The sequence below is a fragment of the Lactiplantibacillus brownii genome (assembly GCF_031085375.1).
GTDB lineage: Bacteria > Bacillota > Bacilli > Lactobacillales > Lactobacillaceae > Lactiplantibacillus > Lactiplantibacillus brownii.
Map to the genome: position 1 here is coordinate 54,004 of NZ_JAVCWF010000001.1, position 21,841 is coordinate 75,844.

Below are 21,841 nucleotides of genomic sequence, written 5' to 3' on the forward strand. Positions count from 1 at the left end.
ACTAATAATGACGCCATCATTGTCAATCATCTCCTTGCTTTACCAATGGGGCGAAGTGATAGTAGTATACAAAAATTCAAGTTGAATAGCAATATTGTTTCACGTGGAACATCGTCTATTAAAGAAAAGCCAAACGACAATGCCGTTTTTAATGGGCATCGGGATCGTTTGGCTTTTATGTTAGTGATTTAATAGTTGATCCAGCATGGCATTGCCAGCGCTCAAATCTTCATCCAAATAGTGTTTTGAACGAATCCGCATCGGGTCACCACCATGATAATATTCATACATTAGTTGTCGTTGACCAAAGCCAGAACTCGACAAATCAAAGGCCAGGTTGAGCAATTTTGAACGATCCTGAGCCCCAGCTAAACTGGTTGTCAGGGCTTGCTCTAAAATGGCGCCATTTTCACCATCAAATTCACCAAACCCAGGTACGCCAACCATTGAGCCGGCCGCTAATCTTTGTGTTACTTGCAGGGCTTCTTCATAAAACCCAGGTAAACTGGCTCGGACAGCTAATAGCGCTTGTAAGTCTGGCGTATAGATTCCGAACTCATCTAAATGACCATTATCCTCGGAACGCGTGATTGTCCCTTTGATCAATTCCAAATTAGCGGTCAAATGGCCTAGCTTTTCTTGTACACCTAGAAAATGATCCAAGCCTAAGGTGTGCGCAACCCGAATCGCCAAGCTGGTGGCAAATTCAAGCTTCGTAATCCCGCGGACTTCATCTTGATGTGAGGTGTGCGCGAAAATACCAGTCTCAATGAAGAAACGGTTACTCATTTCGTAGTCATTTTCCACGAAAACTTTGTCCCATGGAATAAAAGCATGGTCAAAGATAATGTAAGCGTCAATCTCATCAAGTGCATTGCTGAGGGGATAGTCATCTTCAGTATAGCCCGGATGATCGAGTAACTTACGACAAATAATTTTGACACCAGGGGTATTTAATGGCGTGGCAAAGGCAACACCATAACTAGTGTCACCTTTTTCTAACAATAATTCTGGTGGATTGAAGATCAACAAATCATCGGCAATTGGCGCCATAGTATTCACCATCTTAGCACCGGAAACGACGATGCCATCTGGCCGGCGTTCAATGGTATGTACCCCAGCGTAGCCATTGGGAATGCCGTTAATCGGTTTGGTCCGATCAAGTTGAGGATTTTGCAAGGCATGACTAATGAAGATGTCGTTAGTTTTGACCCACTCAGCGTAGTGTTTGGCGTTAGCCGCAAAATCGGTCCACTGATTATGACCCAAGAAGGCGCTGCGCTCAGCCAAGACTGCCATGCCAGTATTCAAAAAGTCTGGCGTTCGACCTAACATCCCATTGTTCGTTTGAGCAATTTCTTGGTAAGCTAAGTGCTTTTGGCGTAGATCGGCGACCGTGCGGGGAACTTTAAAGGTAATATCATAGCGTTTACCGTCCTCAACATAAGTGTGAACTGCCGGATGAGTTTTTTGGAGTGTGTAGTATTGGTTATTTAACGCTAACGTTTTTCGAAAGATTGGAACATCAGAGACTTTAAGTTGTTTCCCATTCAAGTAGACGGCTCGGCCGTCATCGAGTGCTTCAATTGTGTGCATTTTAGTTTTCCTCCTTTTGAGAGCCACATTCAGCATAACAAATTAAGCGCTTTCTTGTCTCTGCATCGCGTAAACGATGAAAATAATGGTTTTTTCGTTGAAATTAGCTGCATTTAGCGGTTAGAAAGACGAGTTATGGTACGCTATAGATAAAATTATTAAAATTGGGGACGGTTACTCATGACTGCTGATGAATTGTTTCAAGCGATTCAAGCCGATCCGCAAAACCAAGCGTTCACTGCGGCTGGTGTCCAACCGTTATATCATACTGATCCGGAGGCGGAGATTCTCTTGATTAGTCAAGCTCCCAGTCGTCAAGCACAGGCTTCCATGACATTTTGGGATGATGCAAGTGGGGATCGACTGCGAGCTTGGTTGGGTGTGACTAAGGATCAATTTTATCATTCTGGTAAGTTTGCAGTCTTACCGTTAGATTTTTACTATCCTGGCAAACAGCCCCATGGTGGTGATCTGCCACCGCGGAAAGGCTTTGCCGAAAAATGGCATGCGCCGCTGCTAGAGCTGATGCCAAAGATTCAACTGACACTATTGATTGGGGCATACGCCCAGAAGGCTTATCTGCCGTCACGACCAAAAACGTTGACGGCAACCGTTGAAAATTACGCAGCTTATGAGCCAACTTATTTTCCAGTTGTTCATCCGTCACCATTAAACTATGGTTGGCTGAATCAGCATCCCTGGTTCATGACCAAAGTAGTGCCAGCGTTACAGCAGCGTGTCGCGACGATTATGACTCAAAACTAATTTATTCGAGGTGTACTAATGACTAAACAAACTAGACTTTCAAAATATTGGTCGGGCTTTCGTCATTCAGCGGAGTACCAAGACTGTTCAGACTATCCCGCTGACATGATTAAGGAAGGCATTGAGGGCGGCTTGCACGCTATTCCAACTAGTGTGTCGAAATGGGATTTGCCAGATCTCACTGATTTCTTAGTGGGAATTCGTGATTTAGCGTTCAATGATAAAAGTGCAGGGAACGATGAGACTTTTCAAGCGATTTATACCATTGTCACGGCCTTTTGGCGCTATTTAGCACGTGAAAAAATGATTAAAGCGTCGTCGACAGCTTTAGAGGCTTACTTGAAAGATTTTGAAGCACAGCCGGCCCAATCATTTGATGAACCATCAGATGATGATTGGGCAGCTGGGATTAATGACGATCCTGAGTTGCCTATTTGGCAAGAACGGACATCACTTGATATTGCCAATTACACTAAGGATTGGTTAACAGCCTATAACCACAGTTCAGCGTGGCGACAACGACCAACGGGAGTCACCGAAGCTTTGTTAACCGCTGTTTTCAATGAGCTGGTTGAACGTGGTTACGATTATTATCGAAAAACACCGAAATCTTGGAACAAGCGAGTCTTGACGGCGATTCTGCGGTCAACATTGGTAACTGAATATGATTTTACCGCGGCTGAATATAAGCTAATTGTGCCGATGCTCAAGGCTTTCTTGACATTTGTAGCCGATCAAGGCTGGCTCAATAGCAAACGCGCAACCGATTATCAGCGTTATTTGCAAGCTGGCGAAGCCGAGATGTTAGCTAACGCTAAGAATGGTGCGTTGCAGCCTAACACGTTGTCACTAATCAATCAGAAAATGACTGCGGCAGGGATTGACCCAGAAGATCCAGACGCAGTGGACAAATTCATGGCTCATGTGGAAAACAGTGGCGAATTGGATCAGTTGTATGAGCAACTATTTGGTGATGACGATGAGCCATTTGATGACCGTGATGATGAAACTGGTTTGTCTAAAATTAAAACGCTACCCGCTAATCGGGATCCTTTTGCGGATACCGCGTCAGCGGCGAAGTCTCAAAAGGGTCCGGGTAAAGTCATCTCGATGAAACAGGCCCGTGAGCTTTTGAAAAATAAAAAACGACGTTAGAAGGGGGAGGTGTCACTAATGAAAAAGCTGGTTGCTGGGGTCATTGCGCATGTTGATGCTGGAAAAACGACCCTTTCGGAGGCGCTACTTTATCGAACGGGTGGGTTGCGGCAGCTGGGGCGTGTCGATAATGGTGATGCATTCCTTGATCCCGATGATTTAGAGAAACAGCGCGGTATCACGATTTTTTCACACCAAGCTAGATTTAAAACGCCTACTCTGACGATGACGCTTCTTGACACACCGGGACATGTGGATTTTGCTAGCCAGACTGAGCAAGTGCTAAGTGTGCTAGATTATGCCATCTTGGTCGTTTCAGCAACGGATGGTATTCAGGGCTATACGCGGACACTTTGGCGCTTACTTAAACGTTATCAGGTACCGGTGTTCATTTTTGTGAACAAAATGGATGTGGTTGGGACTAATCAAAAACAGGTCTTAACACAATTGCAAACGGCACTTTCTGATCAATGTTTAGCCTTTGCGGGAGACGAACTCACAAACGAGACTTATGAGGCTATGGCGCTTCAAAATGATGAGCTATTGGATGATTTTTTGACGAACGGTAAGTTGCCTGATACAGCGGTTCAGCAATTGATTAAAAATCGCGCAGTCTTTCCATGTTATTTTGGGTCAGCTTTAAAAGCTGACGGTGTAGATCACTTAATCGCGGGCTTAGATCGTTGGACGGTTGCCCCCACTTATCCAACGGAATTTGGGGCGCGTGTTTTTAAAATTTCCTATGATGAAACGGGCGAGCGGTTAACTTGGTTACGCCTAACTGGTGGTGAGTTAGCGAATAAAGCGGTCATTTTAGGTGAGCAAAAACTCAATCAGATCCGGGTTTACAATGGGGTTAAATTTGAAATCAGACCGAGGATTCAGGCGGGCGAAGTCTGTGCGATTCCGGGATTAACTGGGACATATCCGGGACAAGGGCTAGGCAATGTTAGTGATGCGCTGCGGCCAATGATGCAACCGGTTTTAACGTACCGGCTCGATCCTAACGGCAACGATTTGCATGCATGTTTGACCGCAATGCACCAGTTAGAGGATGAAGATCCACAATTACGAGTGACTTGGTCTAGTCAGCTACAAGAATTACGCGTACAATTTATGGGGACGATTCAATTGGAAGTGCTCCAGCAGATTTTAAAGGATCGTTTTCAATTAGTCGTTAACTTTGTTGAAGGTAGTATTCTATATCAAGAGACTATTACCCAAGCAGTTGAAGGTGTTGGTCATTTTGAACCGTTGCGACACTATTCTGAGGTGCATTTATTGTTGCAACCAGCACCACGGGGTAGTGGCTTGACGTTTGCAGCCGACTGTTCATTAGAAGTTTTAGGCCGCAACTGGCAACATCAAGTGTTGTCAAATCTACAAGCCAAAACGCAACTGGGCGTCTTAACTGGGTCACCGTTGACCGATGTTAAAGTAACTTTGGTCAGTGGTCGTTCCAGTAACGTGCATTCAGTCGGCGGTGATTTTCGCGAGGCCACTTGGCGAGCCTTACGACAAGGCCTAATGATGCTCAAACAAACCGGTGGCTGCCAATTGTTGGAGCCTTGGTATCGATTCCAATTAACCGTCGGCGAGTCACAGATTGGTCGTGCGATGACGGATATTCAACGGATGCATGGCCAATTTGAGACACCAGTAACTGATCAGAATGGCCGGACAACGTTAACTGGTACGGCACCTGTTTCCGAAATGCAAGCTTACCCACAAGTTGTGCGGGCGTATACGCATGGTCAGGGTCAGTTAACGTGTTTGATTGATGGGTATCGTCCTTGCCATGATCAAAAAGCTGTTTTAGCTGATCAGGATTATGATCCAGTGGGTGATTTGGAAAATACACCAGATTCTGTTTTTTGTGCACATGGTGCTGGTTACCCTGTGCCGTGGGATCAAGTTCCAACTATGGCACACGTCCCTTATGTTTATAATGCGACACAACTGAAAGCACTAGAAAATTAAAAAGTAGTGCCCTGATAGCCTCAATAAAAAAATGAGCCTGAAAATTTCAGGCTCATTTTGATATTCCTAATATTTATAGCCGAAACGTGGCACAAAAGGCTTTGATGCAACCGAGCTACGAAAGTCAAACGATTGAAAATGCCAATCATTCGACTTTCTAGGCTATGCTCGGTAGCAAACCGCTTTTTGTCCCACTCTCATTTTTTTGAGATTGGATAGACCACGTGAAACTGTTCTAGAACCATTTTTGCGGTGGCCGGATCGAAATTTTGACCGACTGACGCGTATTCTTGCGTGAAAAAAGTATCGTGAACCTGACGCCAATAAGAATAACTACGGTCACCTTCACCTTCGTGAAAGGCATGGGCTGCATCAACTGCGGTATAGGGTTTGATTGTCACGGTATCGGTCTTGGTCACACAAATCGGGTCATCTTTGGCGTTGAGAATGACGTCGTAAGCGCCAACTTGTGGTAATGGTTCATCGGATTCGTAAAGATCATAGGCGCTAGTTGTTGCTGTCTTAATACCAGTTAAGACGAGGTTGGCTAAGTCATCAGCGTCAACGCCAAATTGATAGGCACTTTGTAATGGGGTCGTAGGTGCTAAATCGAGTGTAGCTTTTGCCTGTTCAAAAAAATCTGCTGGCGTCATTGTTGGGCCTCCTATCATGTTTGACACTAAGTATACCCTAAAATGTTTCACGTGGAACAAACCTAAATGTGTGCTTAAACTTGCCTTAAAGTCCACTTCAAGGGGTAGACTAACCTTGTTACCTTTTATGAAACTTAAATTTGGAGATGGTATTGATGAAAGCAGCAGTATTTGTTGAACCTGGAAAACTGGTCGTCCAAGACTTACCTAAGCCACAACTTAAAGAACCGACGGATGCCGTTTTAAAAATTGTTCGAGCCTGTGTCTGTGGTTCTGATCTTTGGTGGTACCGTGGTATTTCAAAGCGTCAAGCCAATAGTCCAGTTGGTCATGAAGCCATTGGCATCGTTGAATCAGTTGGTTCGGCCGTAACGGCTGTGAAGCCAGGTGATTTTGTGATTGCCCCGTTTACACATGGGTGTGGGCATTGTGCCGCTTGTTTAGCTGGCTTTGATGGGGACTGTTTGACCAAAACGGATGACGAAATCGTCGGCTATCAGGGAGAATATCTCCGCTTCAAGCAAGCTGATTGGGCCTTGGTTAAAATTCCAGGCCAACCAGCTGATTATACCGATGCCCAATTGAATGATTTATTAACCCTTGCGGATGTCATGGCAACTGGTTATCATGCGGCCACTAGTGCCGAGGTTAAAGCCGGCGATACGGTTGTTGTGATGGGTGACGGTGCTGTGGGACTTTGCGGCGTGATTGCGGCCAAGTTATTAGGGGCAACTCGGATTATTGCGATGAGTCGGCATACGGATCGCCAAGCCTTGGCAAAAGAATTTGGGGCAACCGATATCGTTGCAGAACGTGGTGATGCGGCGATTGAAAAAGTCCGTGAATTGACTGCTGGTGCTGGTGCAGATGCCGTATTGGAATGTGTGGGCACGGAATTATCTGTTGATACGGCGGTAAAAGTCGGTCGTCCTGGCGCTGTGGTTGGTCGCGTCGGGGTGCCACAAAAAGCTGAAATGAATACCAATAACCTATTCTGGCAAAATATCGGTTTAAGAGGCGGCATTGCCTCGGTAACGACCGATGACCGCAATGTTTTGTTGGCGGCAGTTTTATCTGGAAAGATTCATCCTGGTAAAGTCTTTACCCAACGTTTCAAGTTAGCCGACATTCAAGCTGCCTATGCAGCAATGGATCAACGACAAGCCATTAAGTCATTACTGATTATCAACGACTAAATCAAAAAGAGCTGGCTCAGGCCGGCTTTTTTGATTTAGTCAATGTGGCTAAAAATAAATTCTGTGGGTGTCGAACGTTCAGCATCAAAGCGATAGTGTGGATGATCAAACTTTTGAATGTCTGCTAATTCAGTAATCTGATTTTCAGCTAAAAAGCGGACCATTTCTCCACGAGCCATTTTAGCTAAGGTCGCTTTAGTTTTAAACTGACCATTGACCCAGCTACCAAAAACAATTGTGATAAAAGGCTGATTAGGCTTTAAATAAGGCCGAATACTTTTGGCATACTCCTGTGAGGCTAAGTTGATGATAGGTTCCGGTTGTGGTGTTAAGGCTTGATAAAGTTGCGATCCCCAGAAGTCGTACAAGTTAGTGCTTGAATTTACTTTAAGTTTAGCTTGCATCTCTAAGCGGTAGGGGACGACACCATCAAATGGGCGTAAAATACCGTAAAAGCCTGAAAGAATCCGTAAATTATTTTGAACGTATTTTAACCCGGCGTCCGTAAATAAATCGGGAGCCATGTATTGATATTGAATGCCACTGTAACTCAAAATTGCGGGTGTAAGTTGGCGGGTCAAGTTGAGTTCTTGCAACCAACTGTAGTTGGCCTGGGCCAATTTATCACTACAATGCCAAAGACTTTTAGCTTCAGCATAGGAAAGTTGTCGAAGTTGGGCAAGGAGCTGCTTGGTCTGGCTGAGGTATTGTGGGAGTGCGTGGTAATTAAAGGTATCCGTATCAACGACCATTTTTTTAGCGGGAGCGATAATAATTTTCATTAGACACAACTTCTTTCGGCTGAAATAATTAAATTTAGCTTAGCATATCTGGCGTAATTGTTATAAGGTAGTTTTTAGACGAGTGGTTGAGGAGGATTGATAGAATGCAAATTAAAACTGGATACATGCCGTTTCGAGGCTATCAGACTTATTACCGGATTGTTGGCGACTTAACGAGTGACCAAACGCCGTTATTATTGCTACATGGTGGTCCAGGGTCAACCCATAATTATTTTGAAAGTTTTGATCAGCTCACCACTCAAACTGGGCGCCCAGTGGTGATGTATGACCAGTTAGGTTGTGGTTTATCAAGCATGCCAACGGATTCAAACTTATGGCAAGCATCAACCTGGGTCGCGGAATTAAAAGCGTTGCGGGAGTATTTAGGCTTGTCACGAATCCATTTATTAGGGCAATCTTGGGGCGGCATGTTGGCCATTATTTATCTGTGTGAAGCGCACCCCCAGGGGATTCAGAGCTTGATTTTGGCGAGCACGTTGTCATCCGCACAGTTATGGGCACAAGAACAACATCGCTTGATTAAACTGATGACACCAGCGGAACAAGCCGCCATTGCGCAAGCTGAAACAACAGGGAATTTTACGACCCCAGATTATTTAGCGGCCAATGACCATTTTATGTTGTTACATGCCGCGGGACCAGTCACTTCGGTTTCACCTGAATTCTTACGTCGACCTAAGAAAACAGGCACCACGGCTTACACGACCGCTTGGGGCCCCAATGAATATTGCCCAACAGGAACCTTGCGTCACTATAACTATACGGAAAAGATGGCCGATATGGTTACACCAACGTTGGTGACCAGCGGGGTGGACGATCTATGTACGCCATTGATCGCGAAAACAATGGTCGATCAACTACCAAATGGTCACTGGACTTTATTTGCGCATAGCCGTCACATGGCTTTTATAGATGAGCCAGTAGCGTATTTTAAACGGCTAACGACATGGCTGGCACAACAAGACGAATAAGGTTGAGATGAGGCTAACAAACTTTATCTGCGTAAGTTAATGAGTGGCAACCTAATTTTGAAAAGTGGCTATAAAAAAGACCGGCCGACGCAGTTACGTCAGACGGTCTTCTTGATGAGGTGCGGCGACCTTCTGAACGCTTGCGCGCCGATCGCGTACCCCCATCATGGTTTGGCACCGTGAGTATTATCGCATGGTGGCATAGTCGCGTCAATTGAAAGTTTTGAATTTCCGATTATTTTTTAGAAAGCAGGTGGACACGTTTGAAAAAAGTTGCGCCATTTTTTGTGGCTCTGGGAGCCATTAGTTATGGCATTCCAGCTTCACTATTTAAGTTGGCTGGTCGTGCCGGCGTGGCTAACGGGCCGTTACTTTTTTGGTCGTTTTTGGGATCTGCAATTATTTTAACCTTAGTACAATTAGGGCATGGACGACGGCTTCGACAGCAACCAGTGACTCGACGGCAAATTTTGGCCGTGTTACTGGCTGGCACCGCTTCTGGTTTTACAAATACTTTTTATATTAATGCTTTGAAGTTTATTCCGGTCGCCGCAGCTGCGGTAATGTTGATGCAATCGGTATGGCTATCCGTTTTGTTAGGCGCGCTGATCCAGCATCGGCGGCCGACACGTTTACAAGTGATCAGTATTGGGCTGGTTTTGGCGGGGACCATTTTAGCAGCGGGATTATTGCCGATGACACAGTCGTTGTCACTCTGGGGCTTGTGCCTAGGTTTTTTGGCCGCAGTGGCATACGCCTGTACGTTGCAGTTTACGGCTAGTTTAGGCAATCAGCTCACACCACTAAGCAAAACGTGGCTACTTTGTGTGGGGGCATTTTTGATGATCGTCATCAGTTGGGGACCACAATTAGTGACTGTCCCAATGACTTTGGCGGCAGTTAAATGGGGCTTGCTCACTGCCTGTTTTTCAATGATACTTCCGCTAGCCTGCTATTCGTTATTTATGCCTAAGTTGGCTTTGGGAGTGGGGCCGGTGTTGTCTTCTTTAGAATTACCCGCTTCAATCATCACTGCGTTCATTTTATTAAACGAAAAAGTTGATTTTCAGCAAATCTTTGGTGTCATAATTATTATTGTCGCAGTGATGCTCAGCAATTTAGCTGGTGGTCGAGCGACGACAAAGTCATGAGTGTTGCAACTTATTAGTCGCTTTTTAATCGTTTGCAACGAACAAAATCCTGACTTATGATAGAAGTACAAAATTAAAGAATTTAACAAGCGCTACGGATCCTTAGTCCTGACTAGGTTTAAGCTATCCGTGACGCTTTTTTTAGATAGGAGCTAAAGGTTGAAACATAAATTCTTGTTATTAAGCCCGCCTTGGCGGGCTTTTTGAGTCAAAAAATAAACACGAACTACTCCTAGCTCGTATAATTGAGTCGACTAAAAAACAATTTACGAGGAGTGTTCGTGCATGAATATTATACATCAATCTGATTCTGATTTAGACCAACTAGTTCATTCAATCCATGGATTTACAAAATTACTTCGTTTGCCACAACTACTACGGCTTGTTAACTTCCAAAAACATAAAGGGATTCGCTTCCAATCTTTATTAGAATGGCTACTAATGGCCATTTTTCAACGCTTTTCACTTTATCGGGCACCTCAAGATCCGGCTTTCACCACCAAGACGGTACGGAATCTAATCAATAACGCTAAAACCAATTGGCAGCGCCTGACCACCCTAACCGCACAACGTCTAATACATTGGCTGATGCCACTGATGGATGCTCGGCGCCGCCAGGTATTCATTATTGATGATTCTTTATTTCAACGTGATTTTTCTAAGAAAACTGAATTATTGGCGCGGATTTTTGATCATGATCATGGAAAGTACCTGAAAGGATTTCGGGCACTAACTTTGGGTTGGAGTGATGGGAATACTTTTTTGCCGGTGAATTATGCTCTGATGTCATCTAGAAAACCTAATAATTGTTTGGGCCGCGCGGCTCAAACAACGGACAAACGAACATTAGTTGGTCAACGACGACTTCAAGCCAAACGGCCAATGAATATTGTCGCAATTGAACTATTGAAACAAGCTCTTAATAATGGCATCAAAGCGCACTATGTTCTATTTGATAGTTGGTTTTCCTCACCTAAGGCTTTTGCTGCGGTAAAAGCCCTTGGTTGTGATGGTATTGGCATGTTAAAGAAAACTAGTAAAGTCGCTTTCCGCTATCGAAAACGGGAAACTAATGTTAAATTGCTCTTTGAACGGTTTAAAAGTGAAAAACGGTCACAACATACTGATTACTTGTATAGTCCGATTGTCACCGCACAGTTGAAAGACGGGACAAAAATGGCGCTTAAGCTTGTTTACGTTGTCAACCGAAACAAAAAGAATCAGTATTTAGTTCTCGGAACAACCAAAACTGATTTGAGACCGGAACAAATTATTAAACTTTATGCCCGCCGCTGGCAAATTGAAGGCTACTTCAAAATTGCCAAACAATATTTACAATTTGATCAAACCCAAATTCAAAACTATGACGGCCTATGTGGACATCTTGCTATCACTGCCATCGCCTATGATTTGTTGGCTTTGCAACAACGTGAAAATCATGATGAGAGAACGATTGGCGACTTGTTTTTCATCATGGGTGAGCCTTTACCAGACATTCGTATTGCCCAAGCATTGGATTGGCTAATGGCCACGTTGACCGCAGTAGGTCAACGTATGGCCCTGTGTAATACTGTATTAAATTCCATTTTTGAACATTTTATGCAAACATTGCCCATCAGCCTGATTCGACTGCTGGGCAATGCCAAAGTGATTAATTAATCCCAAACCAACCCAGTGATACCAAGGGGTTAGTCTACATTTTCGTCTTTCAACCTTTAGATAGGAGTGGTCGGTTTGTTTCATATTGTGATGCAACATATCCATGGTAAGACCCGCTGGTGTTTCTTTTTAGCGCCGTTAATTATGCTAGGCGAAGTTTTTTGCGATTTACAACAACCGACGCTAATGGCCAAAATTATTGACAACGGCCTCGCAAAAGGTGATTTTAACTTTGTGATTCGACAGGCCTTGTTAATGGTCATGTTTGCTTTGCTAGGGGTTGCTTTTGGCGCTAGTGCGGGGACGTTTGGTAGCTTTGCATCATTGAAAATGGGCGAAGCACTTCGCAATCACTTATTGGTAGTCGCACTAGAAGATCGGCAGCCAGGTGGGCTTGAGCCGGCAACCTTAATCACGCGGCTCACGAATGATGTGACCCAAATGCAAAATTTAGTGATGATGCTCACGCGCGGGATGGTTCGTTCGCCGATGTTGCTACTGGGTGGGATTGTGATGTCGATACTGGTTTGTCCAGATTTGGCACCAATCTTACTGATTATTATGCCTTTGCTAATCATTTTTTTATTGATTGTTGTTCGGCGCAGTATTCCGTTATATACCAAAATGCAACAAGCAGTCGACACTGTTAACCGCATTATGCGGGAAAACCTACAAGGTGCTAAAACAATCAAAGCCTATGTTTTAGAGCCCCATCAGTTACACCAATTCAAACGTGAGAATGCCAATTTACAACAAACTAGTCAGGACGCGGTTATGGCAACCGTGATCCTATCACCAGTGATTCAACTGATGTTAAATTTAGGCGTGGTTGTGGCATTAGGGTATGGTGGTAGTTTAGCCATTAGCCAGACGATTAGTGATGGCCAAATCATGGCGTTCGTGAATTATATGATCCAGATTACTTCGGCAATGATTCAAACGGTTAATATTTACAGCCTTTTCACGAGCCATTACGAGTGCTGCCCGGGTTCAAGCCGTTTTAGCTGAAGAAGTCGCGGCACCGACAACTACGATGACCGCGACAGCTGCGCCTAACGATAATACGATTAAGTTTGATAAAGTGACCTTTGGCTATCATCAAAGTGAACCCATTCTTGATCAGGTGAGCTTTGAAGTTCCCGATGGGCAATGGCTGGGAATTATTGGGGCGACTGGTGCTGGTAAAAGTTCATTGATTAATTTATTAACACGGCGCTTTGATCAATATACTGGCAAGATCACGCTAGGCGGCGTCGATATTAAAACGATGTCATTGAAGGCTGTACATACCAAGATTGCGGTCGCACTGCAAGATTCTTTACTTTTTTCAGGAACTGTCCGTAGTAATTTGGCCTATGGTGCGCCTAAAGCGCCGACAACAGTTTTGGCACAGGCTGCCAAGACTGCGGTGGCCGCCGACTTTATTGACCAGTTACCCGCAACTTATGATGCACCGGTCGAACAGGCTGGTAAAAACTTTTCAGGTGGTCAACGGCAACGGCTAAATATTTCCCGGGCAATAGTGCCAGATTCCGATATTTTGATCATGGACGATGCAACGAGTGCCGTTGATCAAACAACGAATGCTGAGATTAAAGCGCACCTCATGCAGGCACGGTCAAAACGAACGACGATCATTATTTCACAGCGCGTGACAAACGTGATGGCTTGTGATCAGATCATGGTTTTGACGGCTGGTAAGGTCAGTGCAGTTGGGACACATGCTGAGTTGTTGAAACGATCCGAATTTTACCGACAATTAGTTAAAACTCAGTTAGGCGGTGGTCGATATGGACATGCATAGACGAGGTCCGCGTCAGTTACATCGAGAAAAAGTTCAACTAGGCGATTGGCGTCAAACGATTGCGCGTGTTTGGGCCTATTTGGCTAGTCATAAGATCAGCTTATTGATTGTTTTCTTATTAACCGTGGTAACGACCGTTGTGACGATTGTTGGAAACCGAATTAACGGTATCGTGATTGATCGTTATGTCAGTAAGCATAAATTGCAGGCGCTTTTAATGGTTTGTGCGGCCATGGTAGTCATGTATTTGATTGCGAGCATTTTGATGTATTTTCAAAATTCAATCATCATTAAAGTTGCTCAAGCAACCAGTGCCCGCATTCGGCACGACGTGTTTGCTAATCTGCAACGCTTACCAATGCGTTATTTTGATACACATGATAACGGTGATGTGATGAGCCGGTTGACTAACGATGTAGATAATATTAATACGGCTTTGATGCAGACTTTTGTGCAACTATTTACAGGGATTATTAGTGTGATTGGGATGGGTTTAGCCATGTTGATACTGTCGCCATTATTGACCGGGATCACACTGTTGAGCACGTTGGCAACTTATGGTTTTTCCAAGGGCGTGGCAAAATTAACGCAGAAAGCCTTTATGACCCAGCAAACCGCCCTTGGAAGCTTGAATACCCAGATTGAAGAATCTGTTTCAGGGAAGCAATTAGTGCAATTGTTTGACCACACAACGACGACGATGGCTGCCTTTAAACAAACTAATCGTCTCTATACGAAAGCGGCATTTCGTGCGCAGGCGTTATCTTCAATTATTGGCCCATTTAACAATATGACGAATAATTTAGCCTACGTGTTGATCACTGCAGCTGGCGCAACTTCAATTCTGAGTGGTCGAGGCTCAATTACGGTTGGGGTTATTTTTACCTTCTTGATCTATTTACGAAACTTTACGGGGCCAATTAATAATGTGCTGGATTTGATCAATACGCTTCAATTGTCTTTAGCAAGTGCTGAACGGGTTTTTGACTTGATCGATGAGCCAACTGAGACCGATAACAAGCGCGCCGTAGCGGTTAAAACAACTGCGGGACAAGTGGCATTTGAACAGGTGTCATTTGCTTATGATCAGCGCCCGATTTTGACTGATATTAATTTAGTGGCTAAGCAGGGTGAAGTCGTGGCTTTGGTTGGGCCAACTGGCGCTGGTAAAACAACGATTATGAATCTGTTAACGAATTTGTATCCTTTGCAAAAAGGTCGGGTTTTGTTGGATGGCCGTGATGTCACGACCATTAAACGGCATGATTTAAGACGGTTGGTGACCGTGGTTGAACAGGAATCATTCTTGTTCACGATGACCATTCGTGAAAATATTCGTTTAGGCCGACCAACCGCTAGCGATCAAGACGTCGAATTGGCCGCGAAGCAAGCTAATGCCGAGACCTTTATCAAGCAATTACCAGATGGCTATGAGACGATTTTAAGTGAAAATGCCCACAGTTTGTCTCAGGGACAGTGCCAATTACTAAGCATTGCGCGCGCTTTTATTACTGGAGCGCCCGTATTGGTCTTGGATGAAGCCACGGCGTCGATTGATAGTAATACAGAAGCGGATGTTCAGACCGCCATGACGGCGTTGATGCGGCATAAAACTAGTTTTGTGATTGCACATCGCTTGTCCACGATTCAAGCGGCAGATCAAATTTTGGTCATCAATCATGGTCGCATCATTGAGCGTGGTAACCACAAGAGCTTACTAGCCAAGCAAGGGTTTTATGCGGCCTTATATAATAGTCAATTTGATCAGTCGGCAACTAACTGAGGGTTATTGACTTTAAAATGAAATTTTAATCTTTTTTATGAAAGACGTTAGTCGCAATGCTAAAGATTGTCTGAGGAAAGTGAGTTTGCCGTTGCTGCGATAATATCGTTGGACCTAATTTGTGACTGGTTTTGTCGCTAAACTGACTCATGCTAGTACTGTTAGTGGGTATTTTGGGTGGTACCAAGGATTAAAATTATTGTTGAAGATGGTCAATATTTTAAAAAATGGTATAGTTAACTGGTATTTAGTCTTTTATAATCGTAAGGTCTAAATTGGAAAAATATGAAACTATTTAGGGGTGGAACATAAATGAGTTTAATTGAACGTGTCACCCGAGTTATGACGCAACGACGGTTGGAACAGTACAAATATACGTACTTGAAGTATTATAAGAAACATCGAAAGTATCAAAATACGGTTCTGGTTGAGTCAACTCATGGCGATGGCTTTTATGGCCACATGTTCTATGTCGTTAAGGAAATACGGGCTAGTTATGCGGAGATGAAGGTCTATGTGGCAGTCAATCCCGAAAAGCTAACTGAAGTAAAAGCGATCCTTCAACGCGAGAATATTGAGGGTGTTCAATTAGTGCCATATTTGAGTAACCAATATGGTGAACTGTTGGCATGTGCTGAATATCTTTTTAATGATACGTCATTCTATGATTTTTTCATTAAACAAGATTTTCAAAAATATTTTAATATTTGGCATGGGACACCACTGAAATGCTTGGGTAAAGACGATGGTGACGTTGCTGGTATGGGAAATGTGCAAAAAAATTTCTATGCGGCGGATGCGTTAGTGGTTAGTAATGATTACACGCGCGATAAAATGATTCAATCATTCAATTTGGACCGTGTGATGCGTGGCGATGTGCTAGTCAGTCCTAGTCCTCGAAATAGTATTTTAGGCGATCAAGCGGCTTGGACGTCGATTCGTAAACAGTATCAACTTGAAAATAAAGAAGCGCTCGTTTACATGCCTACTTGGCGTGGCGACGTGGTGAATGTCAATAGCGACGTTTCTAGTGTGGTTAAATTGTTGACTGCGTTAGATACGGCTTTAGCTGACGACCAAGTTCTCTTCGTAAAATTACATCCGTTCCAAGCTAAATTAGCCAAGTTGGATTTTAGTCAATATCAACATATTGTGGCCTTTCCAACGGATGTTGAAAGCTACATGTTTTTAGCTGGTACGGATGCGCTGATCACGGATTATTCTTCTATTATGTATGACTATATGAATACCCGTAAACCAGTGGCACTTTACGTCTACGATAAGAAAAATTATTATGCCTCACGTGGTTGTTATGAAGACATTGATGATTATCCGTTTACACAAGCCCACAATGTACAGGCATTGTGTGACTGGGTTAGTTCACACCATAAGGCAATTGACTACTCAGATGATTTTGCTAACCGTTATGTTGGCGCTGATAGTGAAACCGGGACTAAGGAATTAGTGGCCTATTTATTTACGCACTATGGGAATGGTGAGGCGGTGACCACGTCAAACATTTCAGCACTTTGTCCTTACAATGGCAAAGAAACTGTGGCCATCTATTCAGGGCCATTATGGAATAATGGGATTACGACGGCATTACTCAATACTTTAAATAATGTGGATGTTGACGCGCGCAACTATGTGGTATTTTTCCAGAAGAGTAGCGTTAATGTTAAATTCACGCACGTTCTATTTAACTTACCTAAGGGTGTAACCTTCTATCCGGTTCCCGGTGGGGTGCTTGGGGATACCTTTGAACGCTTTGCGGTGCGCCGATATATTCGTAGTGAACACTTTAAACTGGCGCCGTTCAGTACGGCGACTGAAAAGGTTTATCGTCGTGAATATCGTCGTATCTTGGGTGGCCTCGACCCTGACTATTTGATTCATTACACGGGATTTGAGCGTGGTTACTCTGAAATGATTGCCAGTCTTCGCTCTGAACGTGTTAAAACCGCGATTTTTGTGCATACTGACATGTTTGAAGAACGCAAATTACGTGGTAAGGGACTTAATTGGAAGATGACGGCTCGTGCTTACAAGTATGCGGATAAAGTTGTCTTAGTCAGTGAAGAGCTACGGCAAGACTTTGTGGCTGGTTTTCCAGACACGGCTAATAAGATCACGATCGTAGATAATTTTCTTGGTTCGGAAACGGTCCAGCAAGCGGCTGAAGAAAGTGGTTTAACTGCCATCATCGAAGGACCAGTGACTTATAGCAATAATTCGCGTGCCGAAGAAGCCGTTATTAACAGTCTGGGTGGCAATCACGTCAACTTTGCTATGCCAGCGGCTAATGATTTTGTTGGCAAAGTCTTACTAACGCGGTACGCACAACGGCATCAATTCAAACACGTTGAACAGGCCTTGCCCGCAATACAAGCGGCTATTAATACTAAGATGGCTAATTATGTTCAGCTAAAAGCACCGATTGATTTTTCGACTAATGATTTATATGCGATGTATGGGGTCTCTAAGCTACGTTTGCTGGATGATTTATTGAATAAGCAAATCAAAGTGTTTATTAATGTGGGTCGAATGGCTGAACAAAAAGGCCACGATCGCTTAATTAATAGCTTTGTTGAGGTGCATAAACAATATCCGAATACACGGTTGGTCATTGTGGCGCCACATGGTGATTTACGCCGAGAGACGATTCAATGGATTCGTGATTCTGGCTGCTCAGGGAGCATTTACTTGCTTGGCAGTATGGATAATCCTTATTCATTGATGAAGATGGCGGATGCTTTTGTCTTTACGTCACGCTTTGAGGGGCTAGGTTTGGTTGTCTTCGAGGCACTAGCCTTGGACATGGATGTGATCACGGTTAATTTACCAGAAACGGTGGCAATGCTTGAACCTGGAAATGCCATGATTGCTGAAAATGATGACGCCGCGATTACTAAAACTTGGCTAGCTTATATGCAACATGGTTTTGAACGCAAACCGTTTAACTTCGCGATTCATAACGATTCGTCAGTCGCACAATTTGAACAGATATTTAAGTAAGCAGGGGCGAATCGGGCATTTTTGGAAAACCCCGTAATGACGTGCTATAATGGGCTCTATTAATGAATACCGCGGATCCAGTACTGGTATACGAGGAGGATATACACATGAAACGTGTAATCACGTATGGGACATTTGATCTTTTACACTATGGACACATTGAATTATTAAGACGGGCCAAGGCTCTCGGGGATTACTTAGTTGTGGCCTTGTCTACCGATGAATTTAATTGGGATAGCAAACAAAAGAAAGCATACTTTCCGTACGAAAAGCGTAAGGCGCTTTTAGAAGCGATTCGTTACGTTGATCTGGTCATTCCTGAGGAAGCTTGGGATCAAAAAGTTCGTGATATTAAATTGTACCAAATCGATACATTTGTGATGGGTGATGACTGGAAAGGTCAGTTTGACTTTGTCGGTGAGCAAACCGATGCCGAGGTTGTTTATCTCCCACGGACGCCAGAAATTTCAACGACGAAGATTAAAAAAGACCTGAAGATGTAGTTAACGCTAATCCCAGGTATGTTAGTGTTGGCTACAATCCAAGCGGTTGTAGCCAACATTTATTTTATGAAAAGTTAGCTAAATTTAATTCAGGGGTTAAGGGGTTAGCTCGATGGCAAATTATGTAAAAAAGGCGGTCGCTCTGCTTAAGAAAGCGAAGCGAACTTACTATATTACGTGGTACCGCAATGCGTTTTTGCAGCATCACAAGTTAGAAAAAACGGTACTGATCGAGTCAACACATGGCAATGATTTTTATGGCCATATGTACTATTTGACGCAATCGTTACGGGCGTTGTACCCAGAAATGAACTTGAATGTTGCGGTAGCCAAAACTAAGCTCACTGCAGTACGACAACAATTGGACCGCTTAGGTATGCAGGATGTAAAGGTTGTCCAGTTTTTGGGCCACGAGTATTGTACCTTACTAGCTTCAGCTGAATATTTGTTAAATGATACGTCGTTTTATCCATTTTTTATCAAACAAGACTTTCAACAGTACATCAACATTTGGCATGGGACGCCATTAAAGTGTCTCGGCAAAGATGATGGTGATGTGCCAAATATGGGTAATATCCAAAAAAATTTTTATAATGCAGATAAATTAATCGTCAGTAATGACTATACGCGGCAGGCGATGATTGACTCGTTTAACCTCGACGGTGTCATGAAGGGGGACGTGGTGGTGGCACCAAGTCCTCGTAATAGTGTGCTGTGCAACGATGAACTACGACAAACCGTTCGTGAGCGTTATCAGCTTGAGAATCAGGAAGTCTTGGTGTACATGCCAACTTGGCGTGGTGGCGTGGCTAAAGTTTTAAATGAGTCGCTTAAAATTACCCCTTATCTCAAACAAATGGACGCTGCGCTGAACGATGATCAAGTGTTATTCGTCAAGTTGCATCCATTTCAAGCCCAACTTGAAAACATTGATTTTTCGCCATATCGGCATCTCAAGCCGTTCCCAATGGACATTGAAAGCTATGAATTTTTAGCCGGGACGGATGGCTTGATCACCGATTATTCGTCAATTATGTATGATTATTTAAATACGGGCAAACCCGTTGTCCTATTTTCGTATGATAAAGATCATTATTATGCGGAACGCGGTTGTTATGAAGATATCGATAATTATCCATTGCCACAGTTTAGAACGATTGAGCGGCTCTGTGAGTGGCTGAAAAATGGCTCTCGTGAAAAGACCTATGATGAGGCCTTTGCGAAACGGTTTATTAGCTTAGACAATCGTGATGGTGATCGTCAGCTGGCACGCTATATCATTGAAGGGACGACTGACTTTGGATCGGTTAAAATTGATCCGATGTCGCCTGATAATGGGCGTGAAACGGTCATTATGCATGTTGGGACGCTGTGGGGCAATGGTATTACGTCAGCGTTATTCAATACATTAACGACGGTTGATGTGACAAAACGTAACTATTTAGTCTTTATCAATAAAAATCGGTTGACTGCCGATGACCAATGGCGCTTGTTTAATTTGCCAGCGGGTGTACAGTTCTTTCCGGTGCCATTAGGGCCTGCTAATAATTTAGCGGAGCGACTTGTGGTAATGCTGTTTTTGCGATTTGAAAAATTAAATCACCGTTGGTTCCAGCGGGTTGCTGATCGCTGTTTTCGGCGCGAATATCGGCGGCTATTTGGTGATCTTAAACCCAGTGCTTTTATTCACTACACTGGCTACGAGCGTAATTATGCTGAAATGATTTCCGCGTTGGCGCCAACTGAGGTCAAAACGTCAATTTACATGCATAATGATATGATTGCTGAAAAGCGAAGCAAAGGTAAAGGCATGAATTGGGCCATTCTCACGCGTGCTTATCGCATGGTCGATCACTTGGTGTTTGTGGATGCAGCACAACGGGATGACTTTTTGAAAGTTTATCCGGCGGTGTCCAAGCAAGCTGTCGTGGTAGACAATTTTATTGGTAGTCAAACGATTCAAGCTAAATCAAAGGCACCACTGGTTACAACGCTACTTGAAGCCCCTGTTATTGTGAGTCATGCGCCAGCGATTCTACGACGACAGATTCAGGTAAAAACAACCTTGAGACTTGAATTGGACCGGCCAGCGAGCCAAGTCGCAGAAACGGCGATGGCCTTTCTCGGCGTTGAAACGGCTCAATTTGATCATTTAGCGGCGCATATCGCCGAGTCTACGGCTGGTTTACGACAGGCATTACCAGCCAAGGTACAATTACCAAATGAGTTTGAAATGTCCGCTCGGCGAACCGTTAGTTTACTTGGCTTAACACGGAGTCAACTATTAGATGATCTCTACAATCCACAATTGAAGGTTTTCGTGAATATTGGCCGGATGGCTGCGGTAAAGAGTCATGAGCGCTTGATTCATAGTTTTATTGCCGTTCACCGCCAAAATCCTAAAACGCGATTGGTGATTATTGCTTCTTATGGTGATATGCAAGCTGCGATTGAGCAATGGATCGCTGATTCTGGTTGCGCCGATGCGATTTATTTCTTAGGTCGGATGAGTAATCCATACGTGGTTTTGCGTTTAGCGGATGCATTTGTCTTCACGTCACTGTATGAATCGCTGGGACTAGTCGCATTTGAAGCGTTAGCGGTTGGGACAGATGTGGTGACGGTTTCGATTCCCGCCACTAATGCGCGGTTACAACCAGGAAATGCCTTGGTTGTCGCTAATGATCAAGCGGAGATTACCAAGAGCTGGTTAGCCTATCTGGCTCACGGTTACGACCGGACCACAATGGATTTTGCTGCGGATGATCAACGCTCAATTCATGAATTTGAACAATTATTTTAGGGGA

At 43.9% G+C, this 21,841-nt stretch carries 14 protein-coding genes and 1 pseudogene; 12 read left to right on the forward strand and 3 right to left on the reverse strand.

Annotated features, from left to right (window positions below; translation table 11 throughout):
• Positions 1-180: 180 nt before the first annotated feature.
• The gene (locus tag RA086_RS00210; RefSeq protein ID WP_308701919.1) at positions 181-1,596 is read right to left on the reverse strand and encodes a 4-hydroxyphenylacetate 3-hydroxylase N-terminal domain-containing protein; all 1,416 of its coding nucleotides are present in this window, start codon (positions 1,594-1,596) and stop codon (positions 181-183) included.
• A 180-nt stretch (positions 1,597-1,776) separates the two neighbouring features.
• Here RA086_RS00210 and RA086_RS00215 point away from each other — a divergent pair, with 180 nt between their 5' ends.
• Genes RA086_RS00215 through RA086_RS00225 form a run of 3 tightly spaced genes read left to right on the forward strand, consistent with a single transcriptional unit; the run spans position 1,777 to position 5,496 of the window.
• A complete protein-coding gene (locus tag RA086_RS00215) occupies positions 1,777-2,361 on the forward strand; it encodes a uracil-DNA glycosylase family protein (protein WP_308701920.1) in 585 nt (194 codons plus the stop codon).
• Between the two features lie 18 nt (positions 2,362-2,379).
• Positions 2,380-3,516, forward strand: a complete 1,137-nt coding sequence (locus RA086_RS00220) for a hypothetical protein (RefSeq protein ID WP_308701921.1) — start codon at positions 2,380-2,382, stop codon at positions 3,514-3,516.
• An 18-nt stretch (positions 3,517-3,534) separates the two neighbouring features.
• Positions 3,535-5,496: a TetM/TetW/TetO/TetS family tetracycline resistance ribosomal protection protein gene (locus tag RA086_RS00225; RefSeq protein WP_308701922.1), complete on the forward strand. Its 1,962-nt coding sequence runs from the start codon at positions 3,535-3,537 to the stop codon at positions 5,494-5,496.
• A gap of 197 nt (positions 5,497-5,693) precedes the next feature.
• Here the strand turns inward: RA086_RS00225 and RA086_RS00230 are convergent, their stop codons facing one another.
• Positions 5,694-6,149, reverse strand: a complete 456-nt coding sequence (locus RA086_RS00230; protein WP_308701923.1) for an ASCH domain-containing protein — start codon at positions 6,147-6,149, stop codon at positions 5,694-5,696.
• Between the two features lie 155 nt (positions 6,150-6,304).
• Between RA086_RS00230 and RA086_RS00235 the strand changes: the two genes are divergently transcribed.
• Positions 6,305-7,345: a zinc-dependent alcohol dehydrogenase family protein gene (locus RA086_RS00235; RefSeq protein WP_308701924.1), complete on the forward strand. Its 1,041-nt coding sequence runs from the start codon at positions 6,305-6,307 to the stop codon at positions 7,343-7,345.
• Positions 7,346-7,380: 35 nt separating this feature from the next.
• Here RA086_RS00235 and yaaA read toward each other — a convergent pair whose 3' ends face one another.
• Positions 7,381-8,127 carry a peroxide stress protein YaaA gene (gene yaaA, locus RA086_RS00240; RefSeq protein WP_308701925.1) on the reverse strand — a complete coding sequence of 249 codons (747 nt, stop codon included), beginning with the start codon at positions 8,125-8,127 and terminating at the stop codon, positions 7,381-7,383.
• 104 nt (positions 8,128-8,231) lie between these two features.
• Between yaaA and pepI the strand changes: the two genes are divergently transcribed.
• The 8 genes and pseudogenes from pepI (at position 8,232) to RA086_RS00280 (ending at position 21,837) form a co-directional block, all read left to right on the forward strand.
• Complete coding sequence (pepI, locus tag RA086_RS00245; RefSeq protein ID WP_308701926.1) at positions 8,232-9,119, forward strand: proline iminopeptidase; 888 nt, start codon at positions 8,232-8,234, stop codon at positions 9,117-9,119.
• Positions 9,120-9,382: 263 nt separating this feature from the next.
• Positions 9,383-10,270 carry an EamA family transporter gene (locus RA086_RS00250; protein ID WP_308701927.1) on the forward strand — a complete coding sequence of 296 codons (888 nt, stop codon included), beginning with the start codon at positions 9,383-9,385 and terminating at the stop codon, positions 10,268-10,270.
• A gap of 285 nt (positions 10,271-10,555) precedes the next feature.
• Entirely contained in the window at positions 10,556-11,929 is a 1,374-nt protein-coding gene (locus tag RA086_RS00255; RefSeq protein ID WP_308701928.1) for an IS4 family transposase, read from the forward strand.
• 75 nt (positions 11,930-12,004) lie between these two features.
• Positions 12,005-13,733 (forward strand): annotated as a pseudogene (locus RA086_RS00260) (ABC transporter ATP-binding protein).
• A complete protein-coding gene (locus RA086_RS00265) occupies positions 13,720-15,516 on the forward strand; it encodes an ABC transporter ATP-binding protein (RefSeq protein WP_407659039.1) in 1,797 nt (598 codons plus the stop codon). The pseudogene RA086_RS00260 and the gene RA086_RS00265 overlap by 14 nt, the downstream one beginning before the upstream one ends.
• A 312-nt stretch (positions 15,517-15,828) precedes the next feature.
• Positions 15,829-18,531: a CDP-glycerol glycerophosphotransferase family protein gene (locus RA086_RS00270; RefSeq protein ID WP_308701930.1), complete on the forward strand. Its 2,703-nt coding sequence runs from the start codon at positions 15,829-15,831 to the stop codon at positions 18,529-18,531.
• Between the two features lie 107 nt (positions 18,532-18,638).
• Positions 18,639-19,034, forward strand: a complete 396-nt coding sequence (gene tagD / locus RA086_RS00275) for a glycerol-3-phosphate cytidylyltransferase (RefSeq protein WP_308701931.1) — start codon at positions 18,639-18,641, stop codon at positions 19,032-19,034.
• A gap of 112 nt (positions 19,035-19,146) precedes the next feature.
• Positions 19,147-21,837 carry a CDP-glycerol glycerophosphotransferase family protein gene (locus RA086_RS00280; protein WP_308701932.1) on the forward strand — a complete coding sequence of 897 codons (2,691 nt, stop codon included), beginning with the start codon at positions 19,147-19,149 and terminating at the stop codon, positions 21,835-21,837.
• Positions 21,838-21,841 lie beyond the last annotated feature (4 nt).

What these genes read in the sequence shown, in the direction of transcription:
- yaaA (WP_308701925.1), bottom strand. Translation starts at nt 8,127, where the DNA reads ATGAAAATTATTATCGCTCCCGCTAAAAAAATGGTCGTTGATACGGAT.
- RA086_RS00210 (WP_308701919.1), bottom strand. Translation starts at nt 1,596, where the DNA reads ATGCACACAATTGAAGCACTCGATGACGGCCGAGCCGTCTACTTGAAT.
- RA086_RS00220 (WP_308701921.1), top strand. Translation starts at nt 2,380, where the DNA reads ATGACTAAACAAACTAGACTTTCAAAATATTGGTCGGGCTTTCGTCAT.
- RA086_RS00235 (WP_308701924.1), top strand. Translation starts at nt 6,305, where the DNA reads ATGAAAGCAGCAGTATTTGTTGAACCTGGAAAACTGGTCGTCCAAGAC.
- RA086_RS00215 (WP_308701920.1), top strand. Translation starts at nt 1,777, where the DNA reads ATGACTGCTGATGAATTGTTTCAAGCGATTCAAGCCGATCCGCAAAAC.
- RA086_RS00225 (WP_308701922.1), top strand. Translation starts at nt 3,535, where the DNA reads ATGAAAAAGCTGGTTGCTGGGGTCATTGCGCATGTTGATGCTGGAAAA.
- RA086_RS00280 (WP_308701932.1), top strand. Translation starts at nt 19,147, where the DNA reads ATGGCAAATTATGTAAAAAAGGCGGTCGCTCTGCTTAAGAAAGCGAAG.
- RA086_RS00255 (WP_308701928.1), top strand. Translation starts at nt 10,556, where the DNA reads ATGAATATTATACATCAATCTGATTCTGATTTAGACCAACTAGTTCAT.
- pepI (WP_308701926.1), top strand. Translation starts at nt 8,232, where the DNA reads ATGCAAATTAAAACTGGATACATGCCGTTTCGAGGCTATCAGACTTAT.
- tagD (WP_308701931.1), top strand. Translation starts at nt 18,639, where the DNA reads ATGAAACGTGTAATCACGTATGGGACATTTGATCTTTTACACTATGGA.
- RA086_RS00230 (WP_308701923.1), bottom strand. Translation starts at nt 6,149, where the DNA reads ATGACGCCAGCAGATTTTTTTGAACAGGCAAAAGCTACACTCGATTTA.
- RA086_RS00270 (WP_308701930.1), top strand. Translation starts at nt 15,829, where the DNA reads ATGAGTTTAATTGAACGTGTCACCCGAGTTATGACGCAACGACGGTTG.
- RA086_RS00265 (WP_407659039.1), top strand. Translation starts at nt 13,720, where the DNA reads ATGGACATGCATAGACGAGGTCCGCGTCAGTTACATCGAGAAAAAGTT.